The following is an 18,245-nucleotide window of genomic DNA, read 5'->3' as shown; positions in this document are numbered from 1 at the left end:
GTGGAGAAATTGACGGCGATGCCAGCGCCGGGGCGGGATTGGACAATAGCGGTACCGTGACCGGCAAGGCGACGGCGAATATTGGCGGCAGTCTGAATGGTGCCGTTGCGCTGACCAATAACTCGGCGGGCCGAATCGACGGTGGCGCGGAAACTCAAAACGGCGGCGATATTGACAATTTGGGAACTATCGTCGGCAGCGTGACGGTGGGCCGGAATTTGGCTAACGAGGGTTCCATTACTGGGGACGTAAACGCAAGCGGCAGCGTGTTGAATGCCGCCAGCCGAACAATTTCCGGTAACGTCGAGGCCGGCGCAACCTTGGAAAACGATGGCGGAAATATCGGCGGAAACGCCGCGTCGGTCGGCAATTTGACGAATCGAGGCAGTATTTCCGGTACCGCGCATACCGGCGCCGATTTGAGCAACAGCGGCAGCATACACGGGGCGGGCGATAGCGGTGGGGCCTTGCTCAATCAAGGCTCGATGCTAAGTAGCGCGGTGGCTGGAACGACCTTGGTCAACGAATCCGGCGCCTCTATTTCGGGTTCGGCTAGCGCCGGAAGCGACTTGACCAACGATGGCACGATAGGCGGCAGCGCCAGCGCGACGACCGGTACGTTGGCCAACGCCGGCAGCGTTGGCGGAAATGCCACGGCTACGGCAGGCGCGCTGACCAATGCCGCGACCGGTTCAATCAACGGTAGCGCCAGCGCCGGGACGACACTTGTTAGCGCCGGCGACATCGGTGGCGCGGCCGCCGCCGGTAGCGATCTAGTCAACTCTGGCACGATCGGCGCCGCCGCGATTGCCGCCGCGGGCGCGTTAACCAACAGCGGTAGCGTCGGCGGGTTTGCTAGCGCCGCGAGTTCGCTGACCAATTCCGGAAGCATTGCCGGCAATGCTAATGCCGCCGACATCGATAATGCCGGCCAAATTGGCGGCGATGCCGGCGCCGGCAACGACCTGATCAATTCAGGTACGATCTTGGGTAAGGCCTGGGCCGATCGCGATGTCGACAACCGGACCGGCGGCGTGGTCGGCAGCGGAATTCAAGCCGGTCGGGACGCGTTCAATAACGGCACAATCCAGGCCGGCGGCATCTCCGCCGATCGGGATATTGTCAGCCAAGCCGATGGCGATATTACCGGTGCCGCGGAAGCCGGCCGCGATTTGAGCAATGCCGGCCGAATTCGCGGCGGCGGTCAGGCCGGCGGAGCGTTGACTAACTCCGGCCGGCTGGACGGGGATGCGGTGGCCGGCGGCAAAATGACCAATTCCGGCACGATCAACGGTCGGGCGGAGGCGGCCGGTTCCGACAGTCAAGCGCTGTTAATCGCGGTCGAAGCCGACGGTAGCCGCATCGGCTTGCTGAATACCGGTACGATCAAGGAAGGCGCGGAAAGCCAAAACGCTACCGATATCGACAATCGCGGCGGCATCGGTGGCGACGCTACCGCCGCCGGCAACTTGACCAACGACGGCAGCATAGGCGGCGATGCCGTGGCGCGGGGTGGTTATCTGCTGAACAATCGCGGCATCGTCGCGGATGCCGACGTTGAAATCGACGGCAATGCCGAAGCCGCCAGTTACTTAGTCAATGCCGGCCGTATCGGCGGCCAGGCCTGGGCCAAGGCCGGCGATTTGACCAATGCCGAAGGCGGGCGTATCGGCGGCTTGGCGTTAGTCGGAGACGGGGCGCCCGAGACCACGGGCGACACGGACAATGCCGCGTTGACGATGGCGGCGCCACCGGCCGGTGGCGCCTACAACATCGTCAATGCCGGCCGGATCGCCGGCGATACCAGCGCGCCCGGCAATATCGTCAACAGCGGGACCATTGGCGGGCGCACAACGGCCGGCGGCAATGTCGAAAATACCGGCACGTTGGACGGTCGAGTCAGTGCCGGCGGCAACGTTGTCAGTTCCGGCATCATTGACGGAGACATCATCGCCGGCGGCGATATCGACATCGGCGGCCGCGCGAACGCCGCGCTGTTGCAAGCGGGTAACAACATCCTGATTTCCGGCAGTTTGACCGGTAGGGCCGATAGCGGCCTGACGCTGCAAGCGGTGCAACTGATTTTGGCCGGCGCGCGGATATATAGTCCGGCGGCGATGAACATCGGTACCCCATTGCAAATCACCCAAGTGATTTTTTCAGGCGGCGGTACGACGGTTTGGGTTCACGGCGATTTGGGCGTAAAAAACGAGGTCTACTATCGGCTGCCGGAAGCGGGCGATTACGGCAATATCCTCGGCAGCGAGACAGGAAAACTTTGGGTACAGGCCGACAATTTGAAAGCGATCAAAGCCAATCCGCAATACCAGGGTTATTTGGCGCCGGCCGGCAGTACCCGTTCCGATTGGACGCCGGCCGCCGGGTTGAACCTGTTTGTCAACGGTTTCCAAAGTGGGCAGCCCGGCAATTTGGTCAACGTCGATGTTTCCATCGTAGCCAAGCCGGTGGATTTGCCCGATGTTCCCAACGATCCCTGCGGTACCGGCAGTTCGCTGGAATTTAAACAAAGCAACGGCGTGGTGCTGGCCTACGAGCAAATTCTGCCGTTTTCGGTATTCGGCGATACGCCGCTCTCGCTGAGTTTGGCCGCCGCCGAGCGCTTAAACGTGGCCTTCGGCGCTCATTCGAACGGCCGCTCTTGCGGTAAGGCCTAACCCATGGTGATGTGGCGGGAGTTTGGAATGGTGGGGAACACCGGCTGGGTACGAAGCACGGCAAGGCTGGCGCGGGATGTCGGCTCCGACGGGTTGAAAGCCGAGGCGGCGTTCGCTATGCGACATCCGGTTTGGTCTCGCCGCTTGGGGGTCGGACTAGTGATTGCCGCTTTCGCGGCCGGGACGATGGCGGAAGAACCGCCGCAGGTGAATGCCGACCCGACCAAGTCCCGGCAACCGACCTTGGCCGAACCGGAGCGGCCGGCAACCGGTGGCGGTTTCGTGTTGCCGACATTGCCCAAATCCGGTGCCCCGGCCGCGACCGGCGGCAGCGTCGAGCTGCATCGGGTCATTTTCGAAGGCAATACCGTTTTTGAAGACATTGAGCTGCAGAGCGTTGCGGCTGGCTTTTTACAGCGTCCGATTGGCGCCGCCGAGATCGAAATGCTGCGCCGCGCGGTCAGCCAATACTACATCGATCACGGTTATATCAATTCCGGCGCCGTGCTGGCGAGCCAGTCGCTGGCAGACGGGGTGCTGCGCCTGAATATTGTCGAAGGGCGCTTGACCGAAGTTCGGCAGAGCGGGCAACAGCGCTTGCGCGAGGGGTATTTGCGGGATCGCCTGCTGGTTGGGGCCGGCGAGCCGTTAAGGGTCGAGGATTTGCAAGACAGTTATCGGCAATTGCTGGCCGACCCGCTGATTCAGCAACTGAACGGCCGCTTGGTGCCGGGGGAAAAGCTGGGCGAGGCGATTCTGGATTTGCGAGTGGAGCGGGCCAGGCCCTACCAGCTATATCTGGGCGCCGACGATTACCAAACGCCGGCCGTGGGCGCCTATACCGGACGGGTCGGCGGTTGGGTGGATAATCTGTTGACGCTCGGCGAACGGATCGACGGCCAGTTTATCGTCAACGAGGGCGTGCAGGGTTACAGCACCGGGATCAGTCTGCCGTTGACCGCGCGCGACTTGCGAGCCAGTTTTCGCTACAGCGACACCTACAGCAGCATCGTCGAGCCGCCGCTGGAGACATTAAATATTACCAACCACATCGTTGGCTTCGAGGCCGGGCTCAGCCATCCGGTCTATCGGCGTTTTAACGACGACCTGACATTCAGCGTGAACATGGCGTTTCGCGAAAATCGCAGCCAAGTCAGCAACACTTGCCAACCGATTTCCGGCGGCGAAGGCTTGGGTTGCGCGACCCAAGCCAGCGTCATGCGAATTGCCCAGCATTTTTCGCATCGCGGCGATGACGCCGGATGGGTGTTTTGGTCCACCTTCAATGTCGGTCTGGATATGTTGGGCGCGACGACCAACCGGCCGGGACTACCCAGCGGTCAATTCTTTAGCTGGTTGGGCCAGAGTTTGTTTTCGGTGAAGCTGTTGGAGAACGGCGCGGCGCTGTTGGTCAAGGCAAACATTCAGCTGGCCGATAAGCCGCTGCTGAACTTGGAACGTTACGCGTTGGGCGGCGCGTATACCGTCAGAGGTTATCGGGAAAACACCTACGTGCGCGATAACGGCTTCAATGTCGGCGCCGAAATCAAATATCCGCTCTATCTGGATGGCGGCGGCCGCGACGGCCTGCATCTGGTGCCGTTTATCCAATACGGCGGCGCTTGGGACAGCCCGACCGCCACCAATGCCCGGCCGTCCACGCACTACCTGTATTCGGCCGGTATCGGCTTGCAGTGGCAATTTCGGGGTTTGACTACAGAGTTTTATTGGGCGCACGCATTTACGCCGGTGCCGAATCGGCAGCGCACCAGCCACAGTATTCAAGACGACGGCATCCATTTTCGGGTCAATTTCAACGTTTTTTAACGAAATCGACCCGAGGCGCTGGCGATATGTCGCATGCGTTACGACATTTCGTGCCGATTTCGGCCGGCGAACGGCGGTTCGGATGCCCGGAGTTCGGCGCGATTTTAATTAAACGCTTTTAAGAACAAGTCGTTATCGAAAGATAGTTCGGTGTATTCGCGGTTGGCACGCTTGTTGACATCTATAGCTGGTCGGAGATGCCAACCTCGATGCCGGTACGACGAAAGCGAGATCGGTTATTGACGGATTGGGTGGTCGGATCGGTCGAATTTCAGCGGTATCGTTTGCCGGAAATCCGGTTCAACCACGGCCAATCCAAGACGAGGAAATCCATGTGCCAAATTTAATGCTAGAAGCGCAAATGCGGCTAGACTTGATTGCCATGACGTTACTGGCGCTGGGCGTGGCGATCGGAAATGCCGCGTCGGCCGAGACACCGGCGTCCGAGCCGGCTACGGCAGCCGAGATTCGAGCGGTGGTCTTGCAAGGCGAGCGACTGCGCGACTACGGCGAGTTGCCGGCGGCGCAACAACAGTTCGACGCGGCGTTGCAAGCGTCGGTCGATGCAAAAGTCGATACCGGTTTGTTGGCGGCGGTCGAGGCGGCGGCGGGCTACAACTTGTTCTTGTTGAACAATAAAGAGGCCGCCGAACCGTTGCTGAAAGCCGCTTATCGGAATGCGGAAGCCGGGCCGGAATATTTGCGCGGATTGGTTGGGCTCTATTTGAGCGAACTGGCGTTGGCCGGCGGCGATCGTCAGCAAGCATTGCAATACGCCGATCAGGCCGAAGCGGCTTTACGGAGCCAGGGCAACAGCCCGCTGCTTTTGAGCGTAGCGTTGAACCGGACGGCGGCGGGCGAAGGTAAAAGCGGTCGAATTGCCGACCTGCTTGAGCTGGCCGCCAGAATTGATCGTTTGCCGAACGATTTTTCGGCGGCGAAGCTGCGGTTAAAAATCGCCGATGCCTTACTGGCCGAGGCGGCGCCGGGCGACGGTTCGGCCTGGATTGGCGCGGCGCATGCCTTGCTGGACAAGGTGTTGGCGGTGGCTAACCCGCCGCCGCGCATGCGGGTCGAAGCCTTGTTCGGGATGGCCAGATTGTATCGCCAGCAAAACCGCGATCGCGAGGCTCTGGCATTGACCGAGCAGGCGTTGGCCTTGGCCGGAGATCGACGCTACCTGGAATTGCTGGCCGAACTTGAAGCACTGCAAGGCGATTTGTTGCTGCGCTTGGGACAACACCTAGCGGCGCTACGCGCCTACGAACAGGCGGTGAACGACTTGTTGGCGATACGGGGCGATTTGCCGATCAATCTGCCGGATGGCCGTAGCGCGATCGATACCGTGATCGATCCGCTGCACCGTGGCTACGTCGATTTGTTGTTGCGGCAGGCCGGTACCGGCGATTCCGAGCAACAGGCGCTGAACAAGGCAATGTCCAGCATGGAAGCCATCAAGGAAGCCGATTTGCAGGACTTTTTTTTGGGACGATGTTCGATCTCGGCGCAAACCCGGGACGATTGGCGAGAGCTGGCGTTTCCGGAAACCGTGATCGTTTACCCGATCTTGCTGACCGACAGGCTGGAGTTATTGATGAAGCACGGCCCGCTGATTGTGCGACGCAGCGTGCCGGTGTCGGCCGAGCGGGTGCGGGAACAGGCGCAAATCCTGACCCAACGCCTGCATGCCGGCAAGGATTACCGGGCTGCGGCAAAACAGCTTTACCAGTGGCTGTTCGAACCGATCGCCAACGATGTCGCGGCCGCCGGCGCGAAATTGCTGCTCTACGTGCCGGACCGCAATTTGCGGGCGGTGCCGTACTCGGTGTTACAGGATGGCGGCCGGTTTTTGGTCGAACAATACGCAATCGTGACCTTGCCCGGCTTGACGTTTCAAAACTGGGACAAGCAGGTCGGGAAAAGGAAGAATTTACGGGCTCTGGTCGCCGGTTTAAGTCGGCCGGACGGCGCGGCGATCGATACGCTGCCCGACAACGTCGTCGAACGTTTGATCGGTTTGAGCGGCAATACTTCCGCCGATGCCGCGCGGAAGGCCATGGACCGGTCGCGCTTGGTCGAGGAATTGAGTTTGCCGAATATCGAACGGGAAATCGATTCGGTCGCGCAACGGCAGAACAGCACGATGTTGCTGAACAACCAATTCACCGCCTCGGCGCTGAAGCGGGATATAGAAACCGGCGACTACGCCAAGGTTCATATCGCTTCGCACGGTTATTTCGGCAAAAATGCCAAGGAAAGTTTCGTGATGGCTTACGATCAGAATCTGACCTTGCTGGATTTCGAGGGCAGTTTGGGGGCCGATCGCTTAAAAAGCGAACCTATCGATTTATTGACGCTGAGCGCCTGCGAAACCGCGGAGGGCGACGACCGGATGCTGCTCGGCTTCAGCGGCTTGGCGGTCAAGAGTAACGTATTAAGCGCGGTCGGCAGTCTGTGGTCGATCAACGATCAGGCCGCCACCGAGTTCATGCATTTGTTTTACGACGGTTTGGGCAATTCCTTGAATAAGGCGGAAGCGATGCGCCAGGCGCAGATCGCGATGATCAAGTCCAAACGTTTTAAACACCCGTTTTTTTGGTCGCCTTTCATTTTGATCGGCGGTTGGCAATAACCGACCCTAACAGGAGCACGACTGAGCCATGGCCGATTTATCCGGTTTGCTGGACGAGATATCCGCCGCCAACCCTTGCGGCGACAATCTGGAATACGACAACGCGCGAGTGGCGCTTGATACCGATATTCTCGGAACCCCGGAGAATCAATTTTCCGGCGAAAAAGCCATGCCGCCCAACTGGCGGCAAGTGCAGAAGGATGCTTTGGCCTTGCTGGGGCGCTCCAAGGATTTACAGGTCGTCCTATACTTGATCCGCTGTCTGATCCCGACCGAAGGCGTGCGCGGCTTTCGAGACGGCTTAAATTTATTGGCCGAGTGGATAGATCGCTACTGGGAGCACCTGCATCCCCAACTCGATCCCGACGACGGACTCGATCCCACCCTCAGGATCAACATCATTGAAGAGCTGAACAATTTCGATTGGGTGTTGCGGCCCTTGAGTCAGACCCTGTTGGTTGAGTCTAAGTCGGTGGGCCGGTTTTGTTTGCGAGATATGCAATACGCCACCGACAAGCTCGACCTTCCGGCCGGCCAGACCAAACCGGAAATCAGCGCGATCAACGCGGCGTTTCTGGATGTCGACCTCGAGGAACTGACGGCCAATTATCAAGCCATCAACGACAGCATGGCGCTATTGGATCGCTTGGATGCCGCCGTCGTCGATCGAGTGGGCAACAGCCAGGCGGCTAGTTTTAGCGCGGTCAAAGCCTTGTTTAAGGAAATCCGGCATTTTTTCGAGCAATTCGCCGGCAGTCGCTTGGTAAATCAAGCCGAGCCTGAAAGCGAAGACGTTGTGGAAGAAGCGGCTGAAAGCGGTGACACGGTCCGGGTATCGGCCAAACCCAAGGCGGGGGTCGGTGAAATAGCGACGCGCCAGGATGTATTGAAATCGCTGGATTTGATTTGCAAATATTACGCGGAGAACGAACCCTCCAGCCCGGTGCCGATTTTGTTATTGCGGGCAAAACACCTGGTGACCGCCGATTTTCGCGAAATTGTCCTAAATTTGATGCCGGATGCCCTGACGCATATTGAAGCGCTGAAAGGCCCCGATCCTCACTAAACCTTTTTTGTAGTCGTTACCTATCTCAAGCGGAGAATATCATGGCAGAAAGCAGTCAAAAGTTTATTCAAAGGAACCGGGCGCCCCGGGTCCAGATCGAGTACGACGTCGAGTTGTACGGCTCGGAAAAGAAGGTGCAGTTACCGTTCGTGATGGGCGTGATGTCCGATTTGTCCGGCAAGCCGTCCGAGCCGCTGGCGCCCGTGGCCGATCGCAAGTTGTTGGAAATCGATGTGGATAATTTCAACGAGCGCTTGAAATCGATGAAGCCGCGCGTGGCTTTCCAGGTGGCGAACACCTTGACCGGCGAGGGCAACCTGAACGTCGATATCACGTTCGAAAGCATGGACGACTTCTCGCCGGCCGCCGTCGCCAAACGGGTCGCCGGTCTGGATAAAATCGTCGAAGCCCGCACCCAATTGTCCAATCTGATCACCTATATGGACGGCAAGACCGGCGCGGAAGAATTAATTGCCAAATTGATCAACGATCCGGCACTGTTGCAAACGTTGGCCGCGTCGGCCAAACCGGCGGATGCCGCCGGCGAAGGCAGCGAGGGTTAAGTCATGGCCGAATTGGAAAATCAAGCCGCGCAAGGCGCAACGCAAACTCTGGAGTTGGACGACTTTTCGGCGCTGTTGGCGAAGGAATTCAAGCCGGGCACCGAAGCCGCCAGCCAAGTCAATACCGCGGTAGGCACGTTGGCTCAATACGCGTTACAGGATGTCACCAAGGTCTCCGACGATGCGATCAAGAGTATCCAGGCCATCATTGCCGGCTTGGATCAAAAAATCACCGAGCAGCTCAATCTGGTTCTGCACCACCCGGATTTTCAAAAATTGGAAGGCGCCTGGCGCGGTCTACACTATTTGGTGAACAACACCGAAACCGACGAGATGTTAAAAATCAAGGTGTTGAACATCTCGAAAAACGAGTTAGGCAAAACTCTGAAAAAATTCAAGGGTACCGCTTGGGATCAAAGCCCCTTGTTTAAAAAGATGTACGAAGAGGAATACGGCACTTTTGGCGGCGAACCCTTCGGCTGCTTGGTGGGCGACTACCACTTCGACCACAGCCCGCAAGATGTCGAGCTGTTGGGGGAAATGGCCAAAGTCAGTGCCGCGGCGCACGCGCCGTTCATTTCCGGCGTCGCGCCTTCGGTGTTGCAGATGGAAAGCTGGTCGGAGCTCGCCAATCCTCGCGATTTGACCAAGATTTTTCAAACCCCGGAATACGCCGCCTGGCGCTCGTTGCGGGAGTCCGAGGATTCTCGCTACATCGGCCTGGCGATGCCGCGCTTTCTGAGTCGTTTGCCTTACGGTTCGAAAACCGATCCGGTAGAGGAGTTCGATTTCGAAGAGGATACGTCCGGCGCCGACAGCAGCAAATACACCTGGGCCAACGCCGCCTACGCAATGGCGGTCAACATCAACCGTTCGTTCAAACTGTATGGCTGGTGTTCGCAAATTCGCGGCATCGAGTCCGGCGGCGCGGTCGAAGGCCTCCCGGTGCACTCGTTCCCGACCGATGACGGTGGCGTCGATATGAAATGCCCTACCGAAATCGCAATCACCGACCGACGCGAGGCCGAATTGGCGAAAAGCGGCTTCATGCCGTTGCTGCACAAGAAAAATACTGATTTCGCGGCATTCATCGGCGCGCAGTCCTTGCAAAAACCGTTTGAATACCAGGATCCCGATGCCACCGCCAACGCCAATTTGGCGGCCCGCTTGCCGTATTTGTTCGCGACTTGCCGCTTTGCGCATTATCTGAAGTGCATCGTCCGCGATAAAGTCGGCTCGTTCAAGGAGCGTCAAGACATGCAAGCTTGGCTGAACACTTGGATCAGCCAGTACGTGTTGACCAATCCGGCGGTGGCCACCGAAAAAGACAAGGCGCGCCGGCCGTTGGCGGGCGCGGAGGTGGTCGTCGAGGAAGTGGAGGGCAACCCGGGTTACTATCAGTCCAAGTTCTTTTTGCGGCCGCATTATCAATTGGAAGGGTTGACGGTGTCCTTGCGTTTGACCTCTAAATTACCGTCGCAGAAGGGTTAGACCGGTTTGGCGAACCGAGCTAGGTATGCGTTGGCGGCGCCCGGCTGCTTGGGCCGCCGCCAGCGGACAGATGTTTTATATATCCCGGTGCGCCGGGGCTATAAATCCCAGGGTAACGATACCCGCTAAATTTTTTCTTAAAACTTGATCGGAAAGGAGAGCACCATGATTTTATTAAAATTCGCAACCGAAATTAAAGGCGACAGCACCGTAGCCGGCCACACCGACTGGATTACGCTGGACAGCTTGAGCATGGGCGTCGGCCGCGCGATTTCGCAAAGCGGCGGCGGTAAGGATCGCGATACCAGCAATCCATCGTTCTCGGAAGTAACGATAGCGAAAAGCATGGACGTGGCGTCCGTGGACTTGTGGATGCAAGCCATTTGCGGCAAAAGTTTGGGCACTGCCACCATTCACTTCATCCAAACCGGCGGCAGCGATGCCAAGGGCCAGGTTTACCTGGAAATCGAGCTGGCGGACGCGATTATCAGCAGTTACAGCCAAGGTAGCGGCGGCGATCGTCCGCACGAGAATATTTCCATTAATTTCAATGAAATCAAAATGAAATACAACTCGTTCGGCGAAGGCGAGGCACCGATTACCGGCGCGTTCAAAGGTTGGAGCGTCAAAGCCAACGAAACCGTATAAGGGCCTTCCCCCGGCGGTTCTCCGCCGGGGTTTTTCCATTTTCTGGAGTCATCCATGCAGGACGTTTCACGCTTGATTGCCGACGGCGACTTGGACGAGGCGTTGCGGAACACGCAACAACTCATCCGGCAAAACCCCGCGGAGCCTAAATCCCGCATCTTGCTGTTTCAGCTTTATTGCCTGATCGGTCAATGGGACAAAGCCCTGACCCAATTGAACGTGTTACGGGATCTGGACAAGTCCACCCTGCTGATGGTCGGCACTTACGAACAAGTATTGCAATGCGAGGCATTGCGCAAGGATGTTTTCGCCAGCTTGAAAACACCACTGATTTTTGGCGAGCCGCGGGAATGGCTGGCTTTGTTGCTGGAAGCGCTAAAGTTGGAAAATCACGGCAATTACCAACAGGCCGTCGAGATGCGCGCCCAGGCCATGGAACTGGCGCCGGCTACCTCGGGCAGTGTCGACGGTACGCCGTTCGCCTGGATCGCCGATGCCGATAGCCGGCTGGGACCATGCTTGGAGGCGATTGTCAATGGTCGCTATTACTGGATCCCTTTTATGCAAATCGGCAAGATTCAGTTGGAGCCGCCCACGGATTTGCGCGATTTGGTTTGGGTTCCGGCCCACTTTACCTGGGTCAATGGCGGCGAAGCGGACGGTTTGATTCCGACCCGCTATTCCGGTTCGGACGCCTGTGACGACCCGCGATTACGCCTGTCGCGCCTGACCGACTGGCAGCCGGTTGCCGACGGCATCGTTCACGGAATTGGGCAACGTCTGTTGGCCACCGATGTCGACGATTACGCCTTGCTGGATTTGCGCGTCATCGAAATGACTGGCGAGTAGGCGCAAACGAAATGGCCGAATTGTTGCACTCCGAGCGCCTGCAGCCTTCGTTGCTGGATCGCCTGACCGACGAGGCGCCGGAGAACCGGAGCGAGGCGCGCGAACAGCGGGTGATGTCGTTACGCCAGTTGCGGCAAAGCGTGTTGCGCGATTTGAGCTGGTTACTCAACACCGCCGCGCTGGAGAGCATGATGGATTTGTCCGAGGTGCCGCACGCCGCGCGTTCGGTGATCAATTTCGGTTCGCCGGTGTTTTCCGGCGTGGCGGTGACCGGCATTGACGTGCGTAAGGTCGAAACCAAGGTTAAGTTAGCCATCGCTCACTTCGAGCCGCGGATTTTGGCCGACAGCCTCAGCGTCGAATTGATCAAGGACAGCGAACAAATGAGCAATAAAGCCCTGTCGTTTCGGATAGAAGGCGACTTGTGGGCGCAACCGCTACCCGTGCATTTATATATCCGGAGCGATCTGGATTTGGAAACCGGGGAGATCACCGTGAAAGATTGGGACGGTTAGGCGATGGACCCCAAGTTGCTGAAATATTACAACCGCGAGCTGCAATACGTGCGCGAGGTCGGTGCCGAATTCGCGGCCGAATATCCCAAGATTGCCAGCCGCTTGGGTCTGGACACGTTCGAATGCTCCGATCCCTATGTCGAACGCTTGTTCGAAGGCTTCGCCTTTATGGCGGCGCGGGTGCAGCTCAAGGTAGACGCCGAGTTTCCCAATTTTACCCAGCAGTTGCTGCAAATCGTTTACCCGCACTATCTGTCGGCAACGCCGTCGATGGCTGTGGTCGAGTTCAAACCGGATTTTGCCGAAGCGGCCCTGGCCGACGGCGTGACGATTCCCAAAGGGACGGTGCTGCGTTCGCAAATTGCCAAGGGCGAACAGACCGCGTGCGAATATCGCACCTCGCAAGCGGTGGAATTGTTGCCGTTACAGGTCGGCCAGCTCGAATATTTACCGACCCTGGCGGCGGTTTCGAGCCACGGTTTGTCGGCCGGCAAATATGCCGCGCCGGTCAAGGCGGCGTTACGCATTGTGCTACGCAGCTTGGGCGGTGCCAAATTCAACAAAATCGCGCTCGACCGCTTGCCGCTGTTCCTGCGTGGTGCCGGCAACATTCCCTACCGGCTCTACGAACAATTGTTGGCCAATGTTGTCGGCATCGCTGGAAAACACGCGCAAGCCAGTGGTTCCACGGTGCGTTATATGGATGGCGGTCGCCAATGCGTGCGAGGAATGGGTTTCGAACCGGAAGAGGCCTTATTGCAACAAACACCGAGATCGTTCGACGGCTACCGAATTCTGCAGGAATATTTCGCGTTTCCGGAGCGGTATCTGTTCATCGAGTTGGACGGCTTGGCCGAGCTGGCGGCGACGTGCGACGGCGAGGAACTCGAAGTGTTCGTGCTGCTGGACCGCAGCGACGCCCAGTTGATCAACGTACTGGATCAAAACAATCTGGCCTTGTTTTGCGCTCCGGCGATCAATTTATTCCCAAAGCGGACCGATCGATTGCAGATCGACCAGCGCCAATCCGAATACCACATCGTCGTCGACCGCAGTCGCCCGATGGATTACGAAGTCTACAGCGTTGCCGAGGTGACCGGGTATAGCAAGGATCAGGGCAGCGAACGCGCTTTCCTGCCCTTCTACGGTTCGAAAACCGCCTACCAGGGCCACGGCGAGACGGCCTTCTATTCGCTCAGGCGGGTCAAACGGGTGTTGTCGTCCAGGCAGCGGCGTAAGGGCGTGCGCTCCAGCTATATCGGCAGCGAGGTTTTCGTCGCGTTGGTCGATGCCGCCGAAGCGCCGTACGCCGGCAATTTGGCGCAATTGGGTTTGGAGACGCTCTGCACCAATCGCGATTTGCCGCTGGTGATGCCGGTTGGGTTGAGCGATACCGATTTTACGTTGCAGATTAGCGCTCCGGTCAAAGCGGTGCGCTGCATCGTCGGGCCTACCCGGCCGTTGCCGGCGGCCTACGAAGCGGACTCGGTCTGGCGCTTGGTGAACCATTTATCGTTGAATTATCTGTCGCTGATTGATAGCGATTCGAAAATCGGTGCCGGCGCGTTGCGCGAATTATTGAGCCTGTACGCCGATCAGCGCGAGCCGGCTGTCAAAAAACAGATCGAGGGCGTGATATCGGTCAACGCCGGTAACGTGGTCAGGCGTATCGATGTCAAAGGGCCCATGGTCTTTGGCCGCGGACTGGAAATTACCGTGGTATTGGACGAGTCGGCGTTCGAGGGAGGCGGTTATTTTCTGCTGGGTACGGTGTTGGAACGCTTCTTCAGCCGGTACGTGTCGATCAATTCGTTCGTCGAAACCGTGATTCGCAGTACCGATAGAGGCGAGGTGGCGCGTTGGCCAGCGAGGATGGGATGTCGGCACACGATTTAATGGCCGAATTGATCAAGGATGCGTCGCGGTTCGATTTTTTCGAGGCGATGCGCTTGATCGAATGCGCCAATCCCGACAAGCCTCGGCTGGGAACCAGCGTTAAAGCCGCCGACGATCCGGTGCATTTGTCGCAGGAGCCGGAACTGGAATTCCCGGCTTCGACGGTGGCTCGCTACCACGCCGACGGCGCTAAGCCGCGCTTGGCGGTGAATTTCATGGGTTTGTTCGGTCCCAACGGACCCTTGCCCTTGCATTTGACCGAGTATGCCCGCGAGCGCCTGCGTCATCACCACGACCCGACCTTTGCACGCTTTGTCGACGTGTTCCACCACCGGATGATCGGGCTGTTTTACCGGGCCTGGGCCAATGCCCGGCCGGAGGTGAACTACGACAGACCCGCGAGCGACCGTTTCGGTTTCTACGTGGCGGCCTTGCAAGGCACGGCCGGCCCGGCATTCCAGGATCGCGACGCGCTGCCGGATCGGGCCCGGCTATTTTATGCCGGCCATTTTTCCGGCCAAGCCAAGCATCCGGATGGGCTGCGGTCTATTCTTTCCGACGTTTTGCGGGTTCAGGTCCAGATCGCCGAATTCGTCGGTGAATGGATGGACATCCAGCCGCGCGAACAAACCCGCCTGGGCTTGAGTTTGGCCACTGCCGCGCTAGGACAGTCCGCTGTGATCGGTGCCAGCGTGTTCGCTCGCCAGCATAAATTCAGAGTCGTGCTGGGACCGTTGCCGCTGGTTCTGTATTTGGCGCTGTTGCCTGGCGGGACCCTGCTGCCGCAATTGGTGGCTATCGTCCGGCAGTACGCCGGCGACGAGTGGGTATGGGATGCTCAACTGAGTTTGCACGCCGATCAAGTGCCGGCCGAGCTCTGTTTGGGACAGCCGGCTCAACCGGCGGCTTTGGGCGAGCGCGGTGGCGGGCAACTGGGGTGGAGCCTGTGGTTGGGCCCGCGCTCATCCGGCGCCGATGCCGACGATTTAACGCTTAACCCGTTCATCGCCGCTGTCGGCGCCCGATGAGCGATACCTAAAACGATAATTATGGGAACCAACGATGGCGGAAATTAGCCGAGTCAAGCTGTTCGGGAAGTTAAACAAGGTTTGCTACAAAGCCGTGGAAAGCGCGACGGTGTTTTGCAAATTGCGCGGTAACCCTTATGTCGAACTGGTGCATTGGTTGAGCCAATTGCTGCAATTGCCGGACTCCGATATTCACCGTCTGCTCAAGCATTACGGGCTGGACGGCTCGGTGATCGCCAAGGAAGTCACCGCGGCACTGGACAAGCTGCCGCGCGGTTCCACCGCCATTTCCGACTTCTCGCCGCATATCGAAGACAGCGTCGAGCGCGGTTGGGTTTACGGCACCTTGTTATACGGCGAAAACCAAGTACGTAGCGGCCATTTGCTGATCGGGATGCTGAAAACCAAGGCGCTGCGCAACGAATTGATCGGTATTTCCCGCGAGTTCGACAAACTGAAACCGGATACCGTGACCGACGAATTCCCGAAAATCACCGCCGGTTCTCCGGAAGAAGGCTTGGCGGCCAGCGACGGTTCGCATATCGCCGCGACGCCGGGCGAAGCCAGCGGCGCGATCGCGCCGGCGGCGATGGGCAAGCAAGAGGCCTTGAAGCAGTTTACCGTCGATCTGACCGAACAGGCTCGCAACGGCAAAATCGATCCGATCGTCGGCCGCGACGAGGAAATCCGGCAGGTCATCGATATTCTGATGCGCCGCCGCCAGAACAACCCTATCCTGACCGGCGAGGCCGGCGTCGGCAAGACCGCCGTCGTCGAAGGCTTCGCGTTGAAAATCGTCGCCGGCGACGTGCCGCCGTCGTTGCGCGAGGTCAGTTTGCGCACCTTGGATGTCGGCTTATTGCAGGCCGGCGCCAGTATGAAGGGCGAATTCGAAAACCGCCTACGCCAAGTGATCGAAGAAGTTCAGGCCTCGCCGAAACCGATCATTCTGTTCATCGACGAAGCGCATACGCTGGTGGGTGCCGGTGGCGCGGCGGGGACCGGCGACGCCGCCAACCTGCTGAAACCGGCATTGGCGCGCGGCGCGCTACGCACCGTGGCGGCCACGACCTGGGCCGAATACAAAAAGCATATCGAAAAAGATCCGGCCTTGACCCGCCGCTTTCAAGTCGTGCAAGTTCACGAACCCGACGAAGCCAAAGCCATCGGCATGATGCGCGGCGTGGTATCGGTGCAAGAGAAACACCATCAAGTCCTGATTCTGGACGAGGCGCTGGAAGCCGCCGTCAAACTGTCGCATCGCTACATTCCGGCGCGGCAATTGCCGGATAAGGCGGTCAGCTTGCTGGACACCGCTTGCGCCCGCGTCGGCGTCAGCCAGCATGCGGTACCGGCCGAAGTGGACGATTGCCGCAAACGCATCGACGCGCTGGAAACCGAATTGGCGATTATCGGCCGCGAGAAAGCCGTCGGCGTTGAAGTGGCGGGGCGGGAGGAATCGGCGAACGAAAAACTGGCTGCCGAACGCGAGCGCTTGGTGGGTTTGGAAGAGCGTTGGAACATCGAGAAAGAATTGGTCGCCAAGATTTTGGCTTTGCGCGGCAAGCTCCGCGCGGCCGGCCACGCGGTCGATGGCGCCAGCGATGCCGAGGCCGGCGGCGAGGATCGCGACGCGTTGCTCGAGGAACTGAAGGCTTTGCAAGCTCAGTTACACGAACAACAAGGCGAATCGCCGCTAATACTGCCGACCGTCGATCATCAGGCCGTCGCCTCGGTGGTGCAGGATTGGACCGGCATTCCGGTCGGCCGGATGGTCAAAAACGAAATCGAGACGGTGCTGAAATTGGCGGACAATCTGGAACAGCGCATCATCGGCCAACGCCACGCGCTGGAAATGATCGCCAAGCGCATCCAGACCTCGCGCGCCGGTCTCGACAACCCCAACAAGCCGATCGGCGTGTTCATGTTGGCCGGTACTTCCGGCGTCGGCAAGACCGAAACCGCGCTGGCGCTGGCCGAGGCCTTGTACGGCGGCGAGCAAAACGTCATCACCATCAACATGAGCGAATACCAGGAAGCGCACACCGTTTCCACGCTGAAAGGTGCGCCTCCCGGTTACGTCGGTTACGGCGAGGGCGGGGTGCTGACCGAAGCGGTGCGGCGCCGGCCTTATAGCGTGGTATTGCTGGACGAGGTCGAAAAAGCCCATCCAGATGTCCACGAAATCTTCTTCCAGGTGTTTGACAAGGGCTGGATGGAAGACGGCGAGGGCCGGGTCATCGATTTCAAGAACACCCTGATCCTGCTGACCACCAACGCCGGTACCGACCTGATCGCGAATCTGTGCAAGGACCCGGATCTGATGCCGGAACCGGAAGGCATCGCCAAAGCCTTGCGCGAACCCTTGTTGAAGGTGTTCCCTCCGGCGTTGTTGGGCCGTTTGGTTGTCATTCCGTACTACCCGCTCAGCGACGAAATGATCGGCGCGATCGCCCGCTTGCAGCTCAATCGAATCAAAAAGCGGGTCGAGGAATCCCACAAAGTACCGTTCAGCTACGACGACGAGGTCATCAAGCTGATCGCCAGCCGCTGTACCGAACTGGAAAGCGGCGGCCGGATGATAGACGCGATCCTGACCAATACCGTGTTGCCGAAAATCAGCGAGGAGTTTTTGACCCGGATGATGGAAGGCACGCCGATCGAGCGGGTGCATGTCAAGGTCGAGGGTGGGGAGTTTGGGTATGGGTTTGAATAAAGATACGGGATTTTTGATCTCTCAAACGGAATTCGGAGGGTTATCGTACTCCTTTATCTCCTGTGGCTAAATTTCTCGCTACCGAAACTTTCTTCGGTTACCACTAAGTTTTCGTTAAAGAAAAACAAATTGAAAAGGTATAGTTATGTCTAAGTTAGCATCGCTTCGAAAAAACCCTGAAACCGCTATTAACAATGGTGATTTCATTGTTGACATTATGGGCTGCGCTTTGGCACCGAATAAAGTAGTGCCGCGTGTCCAAGAGGGAGTGAATGTTAAGATTGTAGAAAGTGACGCAGGTAGCAACACAACATGTCTTGCAATTTCTCCTGGAGGCGA

At 58.4% G+C, this 18,245-nt stretch carries 13 protein-coding genes; all 13 read left to right on the top strand.

The window, feature by feature from the left end:
• The coding region (locus AC3B8H_RS08915) for a beta strand repeat-containing protein (protein WP_488441240.1) at window positions 1–2,675 on the top strand (2,675 nt) is incomplete at its 5' end.
• Between the two features lie 27 nt (window positions 2,676–2,702).
• Window positions 2,703–4,502 (top strand): ShlB/FhaC/HecB family hemolysin secretion/activation protein, encoded by a 1,800-nt coding sequence (locus AC3B8H_RS08910; protein ID WP_488441239.1) that lies wholly within the window; start codon window positions 2,703–2,705, stop codon window positions 4,500–4,502.
• Window positions 4,503–4,836: 334 nt separating this feature from the next.
• Window positions 4,837–7,134: a CHAT domain-containing protein gene (locus tag AC3B8H_RS08905; protein ID WP_488441238.1), complete on the top strand. Its 2,298-nt coding sequence runs from the start codon at window positions 4,837–4,839 to the stop codon at window positions 7,132–7,134.
• Between the two features lie 28 nt (window positions 7,135–7,162).
• Window positions 7,163–8,200: a type VI secretion system protein TssA gene (gene tssA, locus AC3B8H_RS08900; RefSeq protein ID WP_488441237.1), complete on the top strand. Its 1,038-nt coding sequence runs from the start codon at window positions 7,163–7,165 to the stop codon at window positions 8,198–8,200.
• Window positions 8,201–8,241: 41 nt separating this feature from the next.
• Window positions 8,242–8,763, top strand: a complete 522-nt coding sequence (gene tssB / locus AC3B8H_RS08895; RefSeq protein WP_488441236.1) for a type VI secretion system contractile sheath small subunit — start codon at window positions 8,242–8,244, stop codon at window positions 8,761–8,763.
• Window positions 8,764–8,766: 3 nt separating this feature from the next.
• Window positions 8,767–10,254 (top strand): type VI secretion system contractile sheath large subunit, encoded by a 1,488-nt coding sequence (gene tssC, locus AC3B8H_RS08890; protein ID WP_488441235.1) that lies wholly within the window; start codon window positions 8,767–8,769, stop codon window positions 10,252–10,254.
• A 165-nt stretch (window positions 10,255–10,419) separates the two neighbouring features.
• Complete coding sequence (locus AC3B8H_RS08885; protein ID WP_488441234.1) at window positions 10,420–10,902, top strand: Hcp family type VI secretion system effector; 483 nt, start codon at window positions 10,420–10,422, stop codon at window positions 10,900–10,902.
• Between the two features lie 54 nt (window positions 10,903–10,956).
• Window positions 10,957–11,751, top strand: a complete 795-nt coding sequence (locus tag AC3B8H_RS08880) for a type VI secretion system accessory protein TagJ (protein WP_488441233.1) — start codon at window positions 10,957–10,959, stop codon at window positions 11,749–11,751.
• An 11-nt stretch (window positions 11,752–11,762) separates the two neighbouring features.
• Window positions 11,763–12,266 carry a type VI secretion system baseplate subunit TssE gene (tssE, locus tag AC3B8H_RS08875; RefSeq protein WP_488441232.1) on the top strand — a complete coding sequence of 168 codons (504 nt, stop codon included), beginning with the start codon at window positions 11,763–11,765 and terminating at the stop codon, window positions 12,264–12,266.
• A gap of 3 nt (window positions 12,267–12,269) precedes the next feature.
• Complete coding sequence (tssF, locus tag AC3B8H_RS08870) at window positions 12,270–14,162, top strand: type VI secretion system baseplate subunit TssF (RefSeq protein ID WP_488441231.1); 1,893 nt, start codon at window positions 12,270–12,272, stop codon at window positions 14,160–14,162.
• Window positions 14,144–15,190 carry a type VI secretion system baseplate subunit TssG gene (tssG, locus tag AC3B8H_RS08865; protein ID WP_488441230.1) on the top strand — a complete coding sequence of 349 codons (1,047 nt, stop codon included), beginning with the start codon at window positions 14,144–14,146 and terminating at the stop codon, window positions 15,188–15,190. Before tssF ends, tssG begins: the two co-directional genes overlap by 19 nt.
• A gap of 34 nt (window positions 15,191–15,224) precedes the next feature.
• On the top strand, window positions 15,225–17,906 hold the full coding sequence (gene tssH, locus AC3B8H_RS08860; RefSeq protein WP_488441229.1) for a type VI secretion system ATPase TssH: 2,682 nt from the start codon (window positions 15,225–15,227) through the stop codon (window positions 17,904–17,906).
• Between the two features lie 145 nt (window positions 17,907–18,051).
• Window positions 18,052–18,245: hypothetical protein (locus tag AC3B8H_RS08855; RefSeq protein WP_488441228.1), on the top strand; the 194-nt coding region annotated here is incomplete at its 3' end.

The sequence above is a fragment of the Methylomonas sp. BG-2 genome, from assembly GCF_057766305.1.
Note: the sequence above shows the minus strand (reverse complement) of the source record. Positions and strands in the feature narration are given on the sequence as shown.

Coding starts and splice junctions, on each gene's coding strand:
- AC3B8H_RS08910 (WP_488441239.1), top strand. CDS start 2,703: ATGGTGGGGAACACCGGCTGGGTACGAAGCACGGCAAGGCTGGCGCGG.
- tssA (WP_488441237.1), top strand. CDS start 7,163: ATGGCCGATTTATCCGGTTTGCTGGACGAGATATCCGCCGCCAACCCT.
- tssB (WP_488441236.1), top strand. CDS start 8,242: ATGGCAGAAAGCAGTCAAAAGTTTATTCAAAGGAACCGGGCGCCCCGG.
- tssC (WP_488441235.1), top strand. CDS start 8,767: ATGGCCGAATTGGAAAATCAAGCCGCGCAAGGCGCAACGCAAACTCTG.
- AC3B8H_RS08885 (WP_488441234.1), top strand. CDS start 10,420: ATGATTTTATTAAAATTCGCAACCGAAATTAAAGGCGACAGCACCGTA.
- AC3B8H_RS08880 (WP_488441233.1), top strand. CDS start 10,957: ATGCAGGACGTTTCACGCTTGATTGCCGACGGCGACTTGGACGAGGCG.
- tssE (WP_488441232.1), top strand. CDS start 11,763: ATGGCCGAATTGTTGCACTCCGAGCGCCTGCAGCCTTCGTTGCTGGAT.
- tssF (WP_488441231.1), top strand. CDS start 12,270: ATGGACCCCAAGTTGCTGAAATATTACAACCGCGAGCTGCAATACGTG.
- tssG (WP_488441230.1), top strand. CDS start 14,144: ATGTCGGCACACGATTTAATGGCCGAATTGATCAAGGATGCGTCGCGG.
- tssH (WP_488441229.1), top strand. CDS start 15,225: ATGGCGGAAATTAGCCGAGTCAAGCTGTTCGGGAAGTTAAACAAGGTT.